Below are 14,613 nucleotides of genomic sequence, written 5' to 3'. Positions count from 1 at the left end.
CACGTGGTGAGAACCCGCCGCGGAGTTCATGGCTCCGTGGGGCGCCGTTCAGCGATGTCGCCCTCGCATCCGAACTCCGCCCACACCACCTTGCCGAAGTCCCGTTCCCCCACACCCCACTTGTCGGCGAGCGCCGACACGAGCAGCAGCCCGCGCCCGCCCTCGTCGGTGGCGTCGGGGTGGGTGTCGACGCGCGGGATCCCCCCACCGCTGTCGTGCACCTCGACCCGCAGCGAATACCCGTCGCACCGCAGCAACAGCCGGAACTGACGCCCCGGCGGCACCCCGTGCACCAGCGCGTTGGTCGCCAACTCGCTGACACACACCAGCACATCGGCGCCGCGCTCGGTCCCCGCGAGTCCCCACTCGGCCAGGTACGCGTGAGCGAACTGCCTCGCGGCGGGAACGGACCGGCGTTCGCGCCGGAAGAACTTCTGACTCAGGTTCACGGGACAAGAGTTGCGTAGCGTCACTAGTGTTGACAGGGCGTGAGCCCTGGACTCCTTTTTGTACGGGCGGAGTACGGGTTCGTGCGGGGTCCGGAACGGGTGGATGTGGGGAGCACCACAGCATGAACTCCAAGAAGAACCGCTCGACGATGCGGCTGCTGGGCGCACAAGTGAAAGCGGCCCGGATGGCGGCCGGTTACACCCAACGCCAGCTCGCCGAACTGGCGATGGTCGACGAGGAGACCATCGCGTCGGTCGAGCAGGGCAGGCGCCGGCTGATGCCGTCGCTGGCGAGGTCGCTGGACAGGATCCTCGACACGAAGGGGACGTTCGAGGCGGGGGTCGACAATCTGCCGGAGATCGACCAATTCCCGTTGTTCGCAGAGGAGTACATGCTGCACGAGCGGGATGCCATCGCCCTGTCCTGGTACGACGCGCTGGTCGTCCCCGGCCTCCTCCAGACGGAGGCGTACGCCCGCGCGCTGATGAGCAGTCGCCTTCCGGCGTACGACGAGGACGAGTTGGAGACGCTCCTGGCAGGCCGCATCAGCCGCCAGGAGATCCTGCAGCGCAGGATCCCCCCGACGATGAGCTTCGTCGTCTGGGAGCCCGCACTGCTGTGGCCCAACGGCGGCCGCGAGACGCACCGCAACCAACTGCGCGCGCTGCGCGAGTACTCGGAACTCCCGGGCCTGTCCTTCCAGATCTTTCCACTGAATCGAACCTCTCATGCAGGGGAGGCAGGCTCCTTCACGCTGCTGGAGACACCTGATCACCAGCACCTTGCCTACACGGAGTCGCAGCGCGGCAGTCAGTGGGTTTCCGACCCGGATGAGGTGTCCATCCTGACGCGCAAATATGCGATGCTGCGGACGCAGGCCCTCACTATCGAGGAGTCACGAAGCCTGCTGGACCGTCTGCTAGGAGATCAATGAGCACCGGACTTCAGTGGTTCAAGTCGAGCTACAGCAGCGGCGAGGGCGGCCAGTGCCTCGAAGTCGCCTACACCTGGCGCAAGTCCAGCTACAGCAGCAGCGAGGGCGGCCAGTGCGTAGAGGTCGCCGCCTGCCCCCACACCATCCACATCCGCGACTCCAAGAACCCGGCAGCCAGCGGGCCCACGCTCCAACTCACCCCCACCGCCTGGGCGGCGTTCACCGCCGACTGCGCCTCCCGGTGACCGCCAGCGTCGCGTAGGGCATCACGAAGGACCCGCCCCGCTCGTCGATCGCGGCGCCCACCGCTTCCAGCACCGGCGCGAGCCGATCCGCCGGGAAGTTCGTGAACGTGCCCTGCGTCGGCATGACGTCCAGCCAGGCGTCCCGCGTGTACGTGAACTCCCAGTCGTAGCGCCACTGTTCGGGTTCCCCGAACCGCCCGCCCGCCGCCCGCATCCCGTCCGCCGCCTTGTCGAGCAGCGTCTGGTACCCCTCGACGGCCGACCGCGTGACGGCGGCCCGGAGGTCGAACGGGACGTCGGGCAGGGCGCGTTCACACGCGTCGGCGACGACCTCGGCGAGGTCCGGCGGGAGTTGGCCGACGTTCCAGAAGGGGGCCAGGAGGCCGCCCGGCCGCAGCACCCGCGCCGCCTTCTCCGCCCCGGCGACGGGGTCGACCCAGTGCCAGGCCGTCCCGGCGACGACCGCGTCGAACTCCCGTCCCCGCGGCTCCCATTGCTCGAAGGTGGACACCTCGACCTCGACGCCGAAGCGCCGCGCGAGGCCGGCCATCCTGGCGTCCGGTTCCACGCCGAGCACCTGACATCCGGCCGCGCGGAGCTGCCGTGCGGCGATTCCGGTGCCGCAGCCGACGTCGAGGACGGCGGTGCCCGGGTCGGCGGCGATGCGCTCGATCAGGGCGTCCGGGTAACGCGGGCGGGCCCGGTCGTAGCGCTCGGCGTCCGCGCCGAAGGATTCGGCGATGTCCCGGCGCCCATGGGGCTGACCTGCGGAAGACGGTAGAGTGACCATGCGCCCACTTTGAATGGGCGGGCGCCCACTCGTCAATGGGCAGGCGCCCACTCGCTGTCTCGACATGACGCTCACTCGCTGTCCCACCACGAGGAGACGGACCCGGTATGCCCACAGGCGTGGCCATGCAAGACCCCCGCCGACAGCTCTTCGACGCCGCCGAGCGGATCCTCGTGCGCGACGGGCCGAACGCGCTGACCAGCAGGGCCGTGACGGCTCAGGCGGGCTGCGCGAAGGGCGTCCTGCACCGCCACTTCGCCGACTTCGACGCCTTCCTCGTCGACCTCGTGCTCGACCGGGTCGGACGGCTCGGCACCCGTGCCGGCACCCTGCGCGCCGCTGTCGGCACGGGCTCGGTCGTCGGTCACCTCACCGACGCGCTGATCGACGTGTTCGACCCGGTCGGGGTCGCGATCGTGGGCCTCGTGATCTCCCGGGACGAGCTGCGGGCACGGCTGCGCGCGGCCGGCTCGACCGGCATCCCGGTCATGGACGAGGCATCGGCGATGCTCGCCACCTACCTCACCGCCGAACGCGACCTCGGCCGCCTCGCCCCCGACGCCGACATCACCGTCCTCGCCCCCACCCTCCTCGGCGCCGGGCACCTGCTGTTCGCCGACCGGGAGGCGGGACCCCCGGAACGCGAGACGGTCCACCGGACGGTGACGGCGGTCGTCGCGGGTGTGCTGCGGGAGGGGTAGGCGTCGGCGGGGCGTGTGGGGAGAGGCAGGGGCGAGGAGCGTGGAGAGGGTCAGGAGTCGGGACCCGTTGTCCTCCTCGCCCCCTCTCGACGCCGCAGACCTCCTGTTCGCCGACCGCGAGGCCGGACCCCGCAACACGACACTGTCCGCCGGACGATGACAGCAGTCGTCGCAGGCTCACTGCGGGAGACGTAGGCCACCGGCGAGGCGCGTCGGGGAGGGGCAGGGGCCGGGGCCCGTTGTCAGTGGCCGCCTCTACAGTTTCGGCATGGCGACCCTTCCCAACCCGCTGCCGACGCTGGCGGCAGACCCGAGCGGCAGCTCGCTCGGGCTTGAACTCCTCGCCGGGAGTCTGATCGACGTGACCGCCGAAGGCCCGGCGGACGAACCGCTGTTGTGGTGTGCGGACGAGCAGGCGAGGCCCGGAGACTACGACGCCCTCCAGCCCGCGCGCCGGGCCGCCGGGCTGCTCCCCGTGCTGTTGGACCTGGGCGGCGACCAAGGCGCCCTGGACGAGTGGCACTTGCTGCCCGACGAGGCGTCGTACCCCGGGGACCACGACGCCGAAGAGGTCCTGGAGGAGTTCTGGGAGGAGTACGCGGCGGACGAACTCGCCCCGGACGCCGACCATCCCGGCACGGACTCCTTCGCCGAGGCCGTCGTCGAGAACTTCGGCGAGCAGGCCACGTTCGACGAGATGATCGCCCCGTACGGCCCCGAGTGGCCCGGCCTCGCCGAACCGCTCACCCTGGTCGCCGATCCGGACGCGCGGGCCGCCGAGGTCGCCGACTCCCTTGCGGACAGCGGCAGTTGGCTCAAGGACCCGCGCCTCGCCCTCGTACCGGCCCGCCGCAGCGCCGACATCCCGGCGGCGATCGGCTGGTCGGGCCAGATGAACTACGAAGGGGACGTGGCCCGGCTCTGTGCCGTACTGCGCTCCTGGGAGGACCGCTTCGGCATACGCGTCGTGGCGCTCACCGCCGACCAGTTGGTGCTGTCGGTCGCGGCCCCGCCCGCCACCCAGGAGGAGGCCGAGGCGATCGCCGCCGAGCACTTCGCCTTCTGCCCCGACAACATCACCCAGGGCCATCACGAGACCCTGCGCGCATACGCCGAGCACGAAGTCCTCAACCAGCGGGTGTGGTCCTTCTGGTGGGACTGACCGGCCCGGCACACCCACCCCGGATCAGCTGAGCAGCTTCATCCCGTCCGGCGCCTCGATCCCGAACTCCTCGTCCAGCAGCCGCCGCACCTCCCCCTCGTCCGTCAACTCCCGCTCGCTCACCCCGCCGTCGGCCCTCGTCTCGGTCAACACGCGGCCATGGAACAGGAGATGGCGGTCAGCGGTGACGCGCTGGACGAAGAGCCGCTGGGTGAAGGGGGAGCGCGGGTTCGTCGCGATGTGCCAGTTGATGACGTCGAAGTCGACGTGCTCGAAGGGCTCCAGGGTGAAGGCGTACTGCGGCTGCCAGGCACCGTTCCCATCGTCGCCGCCGCCGTCGTACGCCTGGAGGACCAGGAGCTCCAACGGCCCCCGGCGCGGCACCTGGACCAGCCGGTGCCGGCGCCCCGCGCCCTCGAACTCACCACCGACCACCACCGGAACCGGCTCCAGCAGCGCCCCGATCGCCCCGAACCCGACATCGGCGAGATACGGCCGCGGGTCACCCGGCACCTCCACCAGCAGCGCCATGTGGGTGCGCGGGCGGCTCTCGATCCGGTCCGCCCCCACGACCACCCGGGCCGCCAGCAGGGTCACCCCGAAGCCCAGCGCCCTCAGCGCGGCGGTGAGCAGGGTGTTCTGCTCGTAGCAGTAGCCTCCGCGCCGACTGTGCACCAACTTGGCCATCAGGTCCGGCAGTTCGAGCGAGGGAGCCGTACGCCGGAGCGCGTCCAGGTTCTCGAACGGGATGCCCCGCATGTGCGCGAGATGCACGCCCCGCAGCGTCCCCAGGTCGGGCCGCCGCTCACCCTCCCAACCGATGTGCGTGAGGTATTGATCCAGGTCGAAGGCGCCGCTGTCAGCCATGCCCCCACCCTACGAAATCACCCGCCCCGCCCCTCTACAGCTCACTGCTGCGTCGCCGACTCCAGCGCCTCCACCGCCGCGGCCGCCGCCGTCGAGTCCTGGCCGTAGAAGATGTCGATGTCGACCTCCTCGCCGCCCATCGTCAAGGTGTCCCACGCGCCGCTGAGGACGAGCATGCGCAGGGTCCTGGACTCCAGGGTCTGGAGGCGTTCGAGGATCGCCTCGTCGTCCGGCATGCCGGGCAGGCGGGAGGCGAGCCGGTCGCGGATGGCACCCATGCGCGCCAACAGAGTGGCCGTATCCGCCTCACGGTCTGGTTCCTCCGCGATGCCGTCGATGCCGTGGTCGATGATGTCCTTGATCGCCCAGGTGACGCCCTGGTCGTCGGTGGTGACCATGGCCTTCCAGGCGCGGCTCTTGTGCCGGTACTGGAGCATCGACATCGCGGCTTCGTGCCGCAGGAAGTCCGCGTCGCGGAACGGACGCCCGTTCCAGGCGCTGTTGAGGGACCGGGCGAGTGAAATCGCCGACGCCAGACCGCTGTTGAGGCCCCGGCCCGGCCAGAAGTGGATGGCATTGGCCGCGTCGCCGAGCAGGAAGCCGTACGTGCCGGGCGAGTTGACGGTCGGGGGCAGCAACTCTGCGGAGAAACGCGGGCGTTGCACCATGTCCAGGCGGAAGCTGGTGACCGCGCTCAGGTCCTGGGACTGGACGTCGAAGAGCCGTAGGCCCTCGTGCACACGCTTCCACAAAGGTGACCCCTTGATGAGCGCGGGCAGGAACAGCGTGCCGTGGGTGGCGCACTGGAAGTCGCCGTGCTCGTCGCGGTTCATCAGGCACGGGCGGGAGGCGATGCACTCCTCGAAGACCCGGCGGACCGGGTCGATGCCGATGACCTCCCCCAACTCGGCGTCGGTGAGCCGCATGTTGAGGAAGCCCTCGCCACGCAACGAGTTCAGCAGGAACCGGTTCTGAGCGACCGTCAGCAAGATCGCCATGGGGTCGGGCAGCTCCGACTTCACCCTCAGCCCGAGGACCACGTCCCGCAGATGGACACCGTCGAGGGAGTAGATCGACTCGTCGGCCTTGCCGAACCTCGCCGCGAAGTGCTCCCGGGTGCGCGACCGCCCGCCGTCGCAGATCGCGAGCACATGCTGCGAGGCGAGTTCGTCGCGCTGTTCCGCCGGGTCGAACTTGGCCGGTATGAGCCGGATTCGGTCCCGCTTCTCGTTCGCCAGCTCCAGCAACTGGTCCTCGATATAGGCGATCCGCATGTTGCGCGGATGGTGGTCGCCGATCGAGTCCGGGCCCGACGGCCACATCTCGGTGTAGTGCTCGGGGTCGAAGAGCCGCTCCTGGACGTACTGCGGCCACGCGAGGTACTGCCGGCTCTGCACGGTCACCACCTGTTGGCGCCGCACATTGCCCTCGGCCTCGCTCTTCCAGACGACGCGGCGGCCGTCCTTGCGCCACCGGCCCTCGTAGACCGTGATCTTCACCTGCGCGCCGAGGAAGTGCTCAAGCAGCAGGGCCATGGACAGGCCGACGGGACCCCCGCCCACGACGGTGACCCGCAGCAGCGACCCCTCCTCGCTCTCCTCCGGGTGGGTCACGGAACGGGGCAGGCTGAGCGCCATCAGGGTCTGCATGGCGTCGGCGACCTCGAAGCGGAACTCCTGGTCCCCGATGGTGATCTCGTCACCGGGCTGGAGCAGGCGGGACTCCACCTCCTCCCCGTTGACCTGCGTGCCGTTGCTGCTGCCGCAGTCGCGCAGGACGTAGCCCTCGTCCTGGTCGAAGACGATCTCCGCGTGGAAACGCGAGACGCTCGGGCTGGCGATGACGACCGTGTTCCCCGCGTTGCGTCCGAAGGTGACGCGTGTGTCGACCATCGGGATGCGCTCTCCCGCCAGCAGACCCTCACGTCCGACGAGCACCGGTGCCATGACACTTCCTTCCAGGGGTGATGACATCAGCAGCGCTGTGACGATCAACTCTATACTTGCGCCATCAAGTATTCCTAGCGGTCGACATGGTCAACTATCAGCTCAACTCGCCGCGTTTCCAAGGTGGTTCACCGCAACGCCTCCCCCAGCCTCCTGAGCCCCTCCCGGATCTCCTCCGGCGTCTGCGTCACGAAGCACAGCCGCATCGTCGACCGCTCGGGCTCCCCCGCGTAGAAGGGCGCCCCCGGCACGTAGGCCACGTCCTGCCGCACCACCCGCGGCAGCAGTTCCGTCGTGTCGTACGACTCCGGAAGCCGCGCCCACAGGAACATGCCGCCCTCGGGACGCTCCCAACTGGACTCCTCGGGAAGGGCGTTGGCAAGACCCCGGAGCATGGCGTCCCGCCGCTCCCGGTACACACCGGCCACCCGCGCCACATGCGCGTCCAGGTCGTTGTCCGCCAAGTACCGCGCGGCGGCAAGCTGGTTGACGGTCGGGGTGTGCAGATCGGCGGCCTGCTTCGCGATGACACAGGCCCGCAGCAGCTCGGCCGGCGCGCGCAGCCACCCGAGCCGCAGCCCCGGCGCCATCACCTTGGAGAAGGAACCGAGCAGCACCGTGCGGTCCGCCGCGCCCTCCTGCGCCGCGATCCACGGCAACCGCTCGCCCTCGAAGCGGAGTTCGCCGTACGGATCGTCCTCCACGATCCACAGCCCGCGCCGCACGGCGACCGCGGCGACGGCGGCCCGGCGGTCGGCGGGCATGGTGCGGCCGGTGGGGTTCTGGAAGGTGGGCACGGTGTAGAGCAGCTTGGGCCGCTCCCGCACGACGAGTTCGTCCAGCGCCTCGGGGTCGACCCCGTCCCGGTCCCCCGGCACGGCGACGACCCGCGCACCGGCGAACGCGAACACCTGAAGTGCCGCCAGGTAACAGGGACTTTCGACCAGGACGACGTCCCCGGGCTCCAGCAACGCGGTCGCGAGCAGCGACAGCGCCTGCTGCGAACCGGTGGTGACGAGGAGGTCGTCGGCATCGGTCGGCAGCCCGCGCGCCGAGGTCCGCGCGGCGAGTGCGCTACGGAGCACCGGCTCGCCCTCGGTCGTCGCGTACTGCAGCGCCCGCGCGGGCGTCTCGGCGAGCACCGCCTGGTACGCGGCCGCGATACCGGTCGCGTCGAAGAGTTCGGGCGCCGGGAGCCCGCCCGCGAAGTTGATCACCTCGGGGCGGGCGGTGACGGCGAGGATGTCCCGCACCGGCGACCCCCCGATCGCACGGGCGCGCGCGGCGAGGGGCGGCAGGGCAGCAGGAGCGGGGACAGGGACGGGCTCGGTGACGGTCATGCCGGACAGCGTAGAAAGGTACGTGCCGCCTACAAGCAGGTTTCCGCGATCCGGACGGAGACGGGCGTGCGGGCGGCCGGAGCCAATGGCGTCAGCCGGGGGTGTCAGGCCTTCTTACCCGTGGCCCCGTACACATTGATGTCGTCGTCCGTCACGTCGTTGATGTCCCGGTAGGTGATCTTCTCGATGTCGTCGAGACTCTCGAAGTACGCCTGCTCCACCACCGGCGGCGCGGGCGCCGGACCGGGGTGCCACTTGTGCGCGGGGACCACACCGGGCTCGTCCAGGGTGACGCCCGGGGTCTCGGTGAAGAACCGCTCGACCTCGTCCTTGGACCGGAACACGAAGGTGAACCCCCGTTCCGTGTACGTCCGTTGGACGGCGCGGGCCGGAATGGGATGCATCTCGTCGGTGAGGTGACTGAGCACCAGATGACTGCCGGACGGCAGCACATCCACCAGCTCGCGCACCAGCGGATACGCCTCCTCGTCCTCCACGAAGTGCAGGATCGCCACCAGCATCAGGGCGATCGGCTCGTTGAAGTCGAGAGTCTTGGCGGCCTGTTCGAGGATGTCGGCCGGGCGGCGCAGATCGGCGTCGATGTAGTCGGTACGGCCCTCGGGACTGCTGGTGAGCAGCGCGCGGGCGTGCGCGAGCACCACCGGGTCGTTGTCGACGTAGACGATCCGCGACTCGGGCTCGACGCCCTGGGCGATCTGGTGCACGTTCTCCGCGGTGGGCAGCCCGGTCCCGATGTCGAGGAACTGGCGCACCCCGTGCTCCTGCGACAGCCGGGTCACGGCACGGCGCATGAAGTCCCGGTTGTGCCGTACGTCGAGATACCCGCGCGGGTTGGCGGCGAGCGCGGCGGCGGCGGCCTCGCGGTCGACGGGGTAGTTGTCCTTGCCGCCGAGGAAGACGTCGTAGACGCGGGCCGGGTGGGCCTTGCTGGTGTCGATCCTCCTTCTCAGCTCGGCGGGGTCTTGGCTGAGGGCGTCACCGGGCATGCGCGTCTCCCAGGAGAGTGGGTCATTCAACGGACAACCAGAGCAGTGGTCAACAACCTAACTCCCGCCGGGACTTGATGGTGCCCAGTCCGCTGGACGGGCGCCCGTGCCCTTCTCCGCGTCCCGCAACGTGCCCGACGTCGCCGACATCCCCGCAGGTCAGAGCGGGCGGGACGGTCCCGGCGTCCCGAATCCGGCGGCAGCCGTAGACCGGGCCCCGCGCGACCACCCAAGCTGCGTCCGATGACGCTTCGCTTCCACAGGGGGACCAATGCCCGCCCGCACCATCCACACCCGCATCCGTGTCCTGGTCACCGCGACGGCCGTGCTCACCGCGGCGCTGCTGCTCTCGGGGTGCAAGGACGGCATGGGCGTACGCGACGAAGGCCCGTCCGGCGTGAGCCCCACGTCGTCGATGTCGACGGGGTCCACGCCCTGACGGGCCCTCGCACCGCGTGCGATCAGACGTACGCCGGAACCGCTTCCTTCGGGTTCGGGCCGTACTCGTTCGCACCCGGCTGGCTGTCCGTGCAGGCGAAGACCAGCAGGGTGATGGGGCCGGCGAGCGGCACGATACCGAAGAGCAGCCACCAGCCGGAGCGGCCCGTGTCGTGCAGCCGGCGGACGCCGACAGCCAGGCTGGGCAGCAGGATCCCGACGTAGAAGATGCCCAGGACGGCGAAGAGGGCCGGCGCCTTGGTGCCGACGGCGATGGCGGCCAGCACGACGTAGATGATCCCGACGAACAGCGCGTACATCCAGTACTCCTTGCGACGCGCGCGCCCACTGAATACCGCGTACTTCTTCAGTACCTCGATGAACCAGCTCATGGTGTCCCCCAGGGATCGACGTCCAGACCGTCCGGAACGGATCAGGCCAGGCGCAGAAGGTAAGGACACTGATGCGGACGCGTCAAATCCGCATAAGTGCGGGACACCGAAGCTTATTTGGGGTCACATCCACCCACAACGGCCGTCGATTTCACGCCAGGACATCCCCCCGCCGCCTGACCGAGATCGCCCCGACGCCGGAACGATCTCCAAGCGTTGCCAATTGACGGATGTTCAGCGGGCGTTCGACGGTCAGGACGTTCGACGGTCGGGTCAGCGCAGCTTCTGCGCCGCCTCCACCGCCCAGTACGTAAGGATGTTCTGCGCCCCGGCCCGCTTGATCCCGGTGAGCGCCTCGAAGATCGCCTTGTCCCGGTCGATCCAGCCCTTCTCGGCGGCGGCCTCGATCATCGAGTACTCGCCGGAGATCTGATAGGCGGCGACGGGCACGTCCGAGACCTCGGCGACCTTGGCCAGGATGTCGAGGTAGGGCCCCGCCGGCTTGACCATCACCATGTCGGCACCCTCCTCCAGGTCGAGCGCCAACTCCCGCATGGACTCCCGTGCGTTGGCCGGGTCCTGCTGGTACGTCTTGCGGTCCCCCTTGAGCGAGGAACCCACGGCCTCACGGAACGGCCCGAAGAACGCGGACGCGTACTTGACGGTGTAGGCGAGGATGGCGACATCCTCCCGCCCGATCTGGTCGAGCGCGTCCCGGACGACCCCGATCTGCCCGTCCATCATCCCGCTGGGCCCGACGACATGGGCCCCGGCATCGGCCTGTACCTGAGCCATCTCGGCATACCGCTCAAGGGTCGCGTCATTGTCGACGCGCCCGTGCTCGTCGAGCACGCCGCAGTGCCCATGGTCGGTGGTCTCGTCCAGACACAGATCGGACATGACGAGCAACTCGTCCCCGACCTCGGCCCGCACATCCCGCAGCGCGACCTGCAGAATCCCGTCAGGATCGGTCCCAGCCGTCCCCAGGGCGTCCTTCTTGGACTCCTCAGGCACCCCGAAGAGCATGATCCCGGAGATCCCGGCGGCAACAGCCTCAGCGGCAGCCTTCTTCAGACTGTCCCGAGTGTGCTGCACCACCCCAGGCATCGCCCCGATCGGCACCGGCTCACTGACGCCCTCCCGCACAAACGCCGGAAGAATGAAGTCAGCCGGGTGCAACCGCGTCTCGGCAACCATCCGCCGCATGACGGGGCTGGTCCGAAGCCGCCGGGGCCGGGAGCCGGGAAAGGATCCGTACGTCGTCATGCCATCTACGCTACGCCCGCCTCAGGGACACCTTTGCCGACGGTGAGTCGGTGATCAGGGCGCACGGAACCAACCTGTCCGGCGTACGAGGACGAGGCCCGTATCGGACGTCACCCCGCCGCCCCGGCCTCCGACGGCGGGCACCACGCCGCCCCCTCGCCGCTTCCATGACGCCCGCACAACCCCATCTGCTCCGGCCGGGCCGCCCCCTCCACCCGCTGGACGGAGATGAGCTTGTCGAGCGGGACCTGCCGGTCCACCGTTCCACCGAAGTCGATACGGCCGCTCTCCCCGTCCAGCGCGGCGGCGCCGTGGATACCGCTGAGGGCGTACCAGACGGCCGCCGGGGTCAGGGGAATGTCGGGGGCGGTGTCCTGGAGGCGGGCGATGGCCTTGAGGTAGAGGTTCACCGCGTCGAAGGCAAGGGAGGCGTGCCCGTCCAGCGAGGTGTCCTCGACCTGCCGGCACTCGTCGCGGAACAACTCCTTCATCGTGCTGTACAGATCGCTGCGGCCGTCGCAGGAGGCCGGGCCGACGGTGAAGTCGAGGAACTCGTAGGGGACGCGGGGGTACGCCTTGCGCCGGTCCGGGTCGGCGCCGAGGCGGGCCACGTCGTCGCCGCCCAGGAACCAGGGCGGGTTCGAGCCGCAGGTGTCGTTGGTGGCTCCCAGGACCGTCTCGAAGTCCTCGCTGCGCCCCGCGAAGAAGATCATCCCCTGGTAGCCGCACGCCTCTTCGCCGATGGTGCGCGCACCGGTGCCCGAAGAGGTCCCGGAGAGCGCCGAGTCGGGCATGTAGCCCCGCGCCTCCACTCCGAAGCCCGCCGCCTTGAACGACGCGACGGCGTCCGCGCGCAGGTTCGCGCTGTACTCGTCGCTCCGGTCCAGGGAGTACACGACCCGTACGGTGCGCTGCTTCAGCTTTCGCACGTCGGCGAGGTGGTCCGCGTACGCGGCGGCGACCGTCGCCTCGCGCCGGTTCTGCGGCGAGACCTGGTAGTACAGCGCCGACTCGTCGGGGAGGGCGTCCGCGGACAGGGTCGTGGCGACCATCGGCAGCCCGGCCCGGGTGAGTTCGTGGATCGTCGTGATCGTGGCCTTGCGGCTCTGGTCGAGTCCGGTGACCCCGACAATGGTCGGGTCGGTCCGCATCATGCCCTTGATCAGGCGCGCGACATCGGCTCCGGATCCCATGCCGATACCGGCGCTGGCCGGGAAGACGCGCAGCAGGGGTGCGTTGTCCTCCCCGTTCTTCTTGAGCTGCCGGTACTGCGCGCTCGCCGCGCCCTGCAACTGCTCGCGCGCGTACGACAGTGTGTCGGACGACTGCCCTTTGCGGGTGCTGAGCAGGGCGGAGAGGTGGACGAGCGTCACGAGCGGCCGGGAGGGGTCCGCGGCGTGCTGCCGTTCGGCCTGTTCGTTCTGCCGCGCGATGGTGGCGAGGGTTTTCCGGACGCTCGGATCGGTGGAGCCGAACGCGAAACCGTGCGGGGCGACACCGACACACTGCTGCGCGGCCGACTGCCACCGCACGGTCCGCGCGTCGGGGTCGGAACGGCTCAGTCCGCAGTGCTGCCGCTGCCAGTCCCACTCGTTGGCGACCCCGACGGCGACCCCGGCGGCGAGCAGCGCGAGAGTGGTGCCCGCGACCACGACGGTCATGGCGCGCCCCGCCCAGACGGGCGTGCTGGGCACCGTCAAACGGCGCGCTATAGAGGTGCGTTCGCTCTGTGTGTCCAGATCGGGGTGATCGTCCCGGAGCGGTGCCGGAACCCGCACCGGCAGGTACCAGAACTCGGCGTCCCGATCGCCTCCGGCGTCCCGCAACCGCTGGCACCAGGCGTCGTAGGGGCCGGGGTCGCTCGTCAGCTGACGGACCCGCACGGGTTCGAGCAGATCCTCGCGGCGGCTCGTCACCAGAAGCAGCGGATCGAAGGCACCCTGGTCGTTGCGCACTTCGGCGAGGAGCCGGACCAGTTCCTGTCCTCCGTTGGGCTCGCTCACTCCTTTCAGGAGCGCCACGCAGTAGGCCGTACGCCGGTGGGCGCGGCGCCGCCACGGCCGGCGCCGGTAGGCGACCCGCAGATCCTCCAGAAAGGCGTTGATCATCAACTTGCTGATCTGCCGCGGGTCTTCACGCCCCCACCGGGGCTGGGTGAGCCGTACGGCGAACCCGATGAAGGTGCCCGGATCTCCCGGCGCCATGTACGGCTGGCGCAGCAGCCAGCGGTATTCGCTGCCCACACCGCGCCAGACCCGGAACCAGATGACCGGCAGCAGGTGCAGTCCGAGGAGATACCCCCACCAGGGCACGTGTCCCTGGAGCGCGACCTCGGTGCTGGGGCTGCGCATGAACCCGAACAGCCATCTGCGCTCAAGTTCGCGGTCACGCAGACGCCGCAGCACGATCTGCCCGTGCTGGCTGTTCGGCTGCTCCGCCGTGTCCGTCATCTCCAGCAGCCAGTTGACGAGCCCCAGCCGTTTGAACCGCACGCTCCGGTCGTGCCCATAGCGCGCGGAGGAGAACTCCGCGGCCAGCTCGACGAGAATGCGCCGGTACATTTCGGCACGTTGCCACTCGGGAGGCAGCAGGTTCGGAGCGGACGGATCTCCCCGCTCGGCGACGACCTTGTCCCAGATCCTGTCCATGTCGACGGATTCGTGGGGGACGGACCGGGGCAGGGCCGCCCGCAGTGCCTGTCCGACCTGCTCGGCGAGGCCGTCCTGGTGATCGCCGAGCAGGCTGAGTATGGGAAGGCCGTCCCGCCCGGGCACCTCGCCGGGCGCCTCGCCCTTCCTCGGCCTGGATACGAGTCGGCCCAATAAGCCGAAGAGTCTGTCGCCGTGTTCGAAGACGGGTTCCACGGAGCTCCCCCATGACCTGGTGATCGCCCGGTGCGTCCGTAGTCACCGGAATTGGGGCATCACCCTAGTGACCGGGGACATCGCTTTGGCGAGGGTCACAAAGCCTTTACACGCCCGGGGGGTGCTCTTATCTGTTCGGTCAAGGTCTGCGGGCTTGGTCAGGCGGCTTGTTCGTGTGTCGGCTGGTAGGCGGCGCGGTGTTTGAGCATGG

Annotated in this window: 14 protein-coding genes; 5 read left to right on the top strand and 9 right to left on the bottom strand. The window is 69.7% G+C overall.

Features of this window, described 5'->3' with window-relative positions; translation table 11 throughout:
- Nucleotides 1–26: 26 nt before the first annotated feature.
- A complete protein-coding gene (locus tag ACGFY9_RS48095) occupies nt 27–449 on the bottom strand; it encodes an ATP-binding protein (RefSeq protein WP_393765387.1) in 423 nt (140 codons plus the stop codon).
- 122 nt (nt 450–571) lie between these two features.
- On the opposite strand from ACGFY9_RS48095, the gene ACGFY9_RS48090 reads away from it, so the two are divergent.
- Together ACGFY9_RS48090 and ACGFY9_RS48085 are read left to right on the top strand one after the other, a co-directional pair.
- Nucleotides 572–1,384, top strand: coding sequence for a Scr1 family TA system antitoxin-like transcriptional regulator (locus tag ACGFY9_RS48090; RefSeq protein ID WP_393765385.1), 813 nt, complete (start codon nt 572–574; stop codon nt 1,382–1,384).
- Entirely contained in the window at nt 1,381–1,629 is a 249-nt protein-coding gene (locus ACGFY9_RS48085) for a DUF397 domain-containing protein (protein ID WP_393765383.1), read from the top strand. The genes ACGFY9_RS48090 and ACGFY9_RS48085 overlap by 4 nt, the downstream gene beginning before the upstream one ends.
- On the opposite strand, the gene ACGFY9_RS48080 is transcribed toward ACGFY9_RS48085, so the two are convergent.
- Nucleotides 1,604–2,419 carry a class I SAM-dependent methyltransferase gene (locus ACGFY9_RS48080; RefSeq protein WP_393765381.1) on the bottom strand — a complete coding sequence of 272 codons (816 nt, stop codon included), beginning with the start codon at nt 2,417–2,419 and terminating at the stop codon, nt 1,604–1,606. The two genes, ACGFY9_RS48085 and ACGFY9_RS48080, sit on opposite strands and share 26 nt — an antisense overlap.
- A 107-nt stretch (nt 2,420–2,526) precedes the next feature.
- Here ACGFY9_RS48080 and ACGFY9_RS48075 point away from each other — a divergent pair, with 107 nt between their 5' ends.
- Both ACGFY9_RS48075 and ACGFY9_RS48070 read left to right on the top strand, forming a co-directional pair.
- Complete coding sequence (locus tag ACGFY9_RS48075) at nt 2,527–3,120, top strand: TetR/AcrR family transcriptional regulator (protein WP_393765379.1); 594 nt, start codon at nt 2,527–2,529, stop codon at nt 3,118–3,120.
- Nucleotides 3,121–3,388: 268 nt separating this feature from the next.
- Nucleotides 3,389–4,282 (top strand): DUF4253 domain-containing protein, encoded by an 894-nt coding sequence (locus tag ACGFY9_RS48070; RefSeq protein ID WP_393765377.1) that lies wholly within the window; start codon nt 3,389–3,391, stop codon nt 4,280–4,282.
- 24 nt (nt 4,283–4,306) lie between these two features.
- Here the strand turns inward: ACGFY9_RS48070 and ACGFY9_RS48065 are convergent, their stop codons facing one another.
- The 4 genes from ACGFY9_RS48065 to ACGFY9_RS48050 form a co-directional block, all read right to left on the bottom strand.
- Nucleotides 4,307–5,149 (bottom strand): arylamine N-acetyltransferase, encoded by an 843-nt coding sequence (locus ACGFY9_RS48065; RefSeq protein WP_393765375.1) that lies wholly within the window; start codon nt 5,147–5,149, stop codon nt 4,307–4,309.
- A gap of 41 nt (nt 5,150–5,190) precedes the next feature.
- A complete protein-coding gene (locus tag ACGFY9_RS48060) occupies nt 5,191–7,095 on the bottom strand; it encodes an FHA domain-containing protein (protein ID WP_393765373.1) in 1,905 nt (634 codons plus the stop codon).
- Nucleotides 7,096–7,223: 128 nt separating this feature from the next.
- A complete protein-coding gene (locus ACGFY9_RS48055; protein ID WP_393765371.1) occupies nt 7,224–8,435 on the bottom strand; it encodes a PLP-dependent aminotransferase family protein in 1,212 nt (403 codons plus the stop codon).
- 104 nt (nt 8,436–8,539) lie between these two features.
- Entirely contained in the window at nt 8,540–9,442 is a 903-nt protein-coding gene (locus tag ACGFY9_RS48050; protein WP_393765369.1) for an SAM-dependent methyltransferase, read from the bottom strand.
- Nucleotides 9,443–9,713: 271 nt separating this feature from the next.
- Between ACGFY9_RS48050 and ACGFY9_RS48045 the strand changes: the two genes are divergently transcribed.
- The gene (locus tag ACGFY9_RS48045) at nt 9,714–9,881 is read left to right on the top strand and encodes a hypothetical protein (RefSeq protein ID WP_393765367.1); all 168 of its coding nucleotides are present in this window, start codon (nt 9,714–9,716) and stop codon (nt 9,879–9,881) included.
- Between the two features lie 22 nt (nt 9,882–9,903).
- Here ACGFY9_RS48045 and ACGFY9_RS48040 read toward each other — a convergent pair whose 3' ends face one another.
- The 3 genes from ACGFY9_RS48040 to ACGFY9_RS48030 form a co-directional block, all read right to left on the bottom strand.
- Complete coding sequence (locus ACGFY9_RS48040) at nt 9,904–10,272, bottom strand: DUF805 domain-containing protein (protein WP_393765365.1); 369 nt, start codon at nt 10,270–10,272, stop codon at nt 9,904–9,906.
- Nucleotides 10,273–10,545: 273 nt separating this feature from the next.
- Nucleotides 10,546–11,538: a porphobilinogen synthase gene (gene hemB, locus ACGFY9_RS48035; RefSeq protein WP_393765363.1), complete on the bottom strand. Its 993-nt coding sequence runs from the start codon at nt 11,536–11,538 to the stop codon at nt 10,546–10,548.
- A gap of 110 nt (nt 11,539–11,648) precedes the next feature.
- Nucleotides 11,649–14,402, bottom strand: a complete 2,754-nt coding sequence (locus ACGFY9_RS48030; protein WP_393765361.1) for an ABC transporter substrate-binding protein — start codon at nt 14,400–14,402, stop codon at nt 11,649–11,651.
- Nucleotides 14,403–14,613 lie beyond the last annotated feature (211 nt).

Source organism: Streptomyces sp. NPDC048504 (assembly GCF_043200035.1).
GTDB lineage: Bacteria > Actinomycetota > Actinomycetes > Streptomycetales > Streptomycetaceae > Streptomyces.
Note: the sequence above shows the minus strand (reverse complement) of the source record. Positions and strands in the feature narration are given on the sequence as shown.

Excerpts from the sequence above, each read along its gene's own strand:
- ACGFY9_RS48090 (WP_393765385.1), top strand. The coding sequence starts at position 572 with ATGAACTCCAAGAAGAACCGCTCGACGATGCGGCTGCTGGGCGCACAA.
- ACGFY9_RS48085 (WP_393765383.1), top strand. The coding sequence starts at position 1,381 with ATGAGCACCGGACTTCAGTGGTTCAAGTCGAGCTACAGCAGCGGCGAG.
- ACGFY9_RS48080 (WP_393765381.1), bottom strand. The coding sequence starts at position 2,419 with ATGGTCACTCTACCGTCTTCCGCAGGTCAGCCCCATGGGCGCCGGGAC.
- ACGFY9_RS48075 (WP_393765379.1), top strand. The coding sequence starts at position 2,527 with ATGCCCACAGGCGTGGCCATGCAAGACCCCCGCCGACAGCTCTTCGAC.
- ACGFY9_RS48070 (WP_393765377.1), top strand. The coding sequence starts at position 3,389 with ATGGCGACCCTTCCCAACCCGCTGCCGACGCTGGCGGCAGACCCGAGC.
- ACGFY9_RS48065 (WP_393765375.1), bottom strand. The coding sequence starts at position 5,149 with ATGGCTGACAGCGGCGCCTTCGACCTGGATCAATACCTCACGCACATC.
- ACGFY9_RS48060 (WP_393765373.1), bottom strand. The coding sequence starts at position 7,095 with ATGGCACCGGTGCTCGTCGGACGTGAGGGTCTGCTGGCGGGAGAGCGC.
- ACGFY9_RS48055 (WP_393765371.1), bottom strand. The coding sequence starts at position 8,435 with ATGACCGTCACCGAGCCCGTCCCTGTCCCCGCTCCTGCTGCCCTGCCG.
- ACGFY9_RS48050 (WP_393765369.1), bottom strand. The coding sequence starts at position 9,442 with ATGCCCGGTGACGCCCTCAGCCAAGACCCCGCCGAGCTGAGAAGGAGG.
- ACGFY9_RS48045 (WP_393765367.1), top strand. The coding sequence starts at position 9,714 with ATGCCCGCCCGCACCATCCACACCCGCATCCGTGTCCTGGTCACCGCG.
- ACGFY9_RS48040 (WP_393765365.1), bottom strand. The coding sequence starts at position 10,272 with ATGAGCTGGTTCATCGAGGTACTGAAGAAGTACGCGGTATTCAGTGGG.
- hemB (WP_393765363.1), bottom strand. The coding sequence starts at position 11,538 with ATGACGACGTACGGATCCTTTCCCGGCTCCCGGCCCCGGCGGCTTCGG.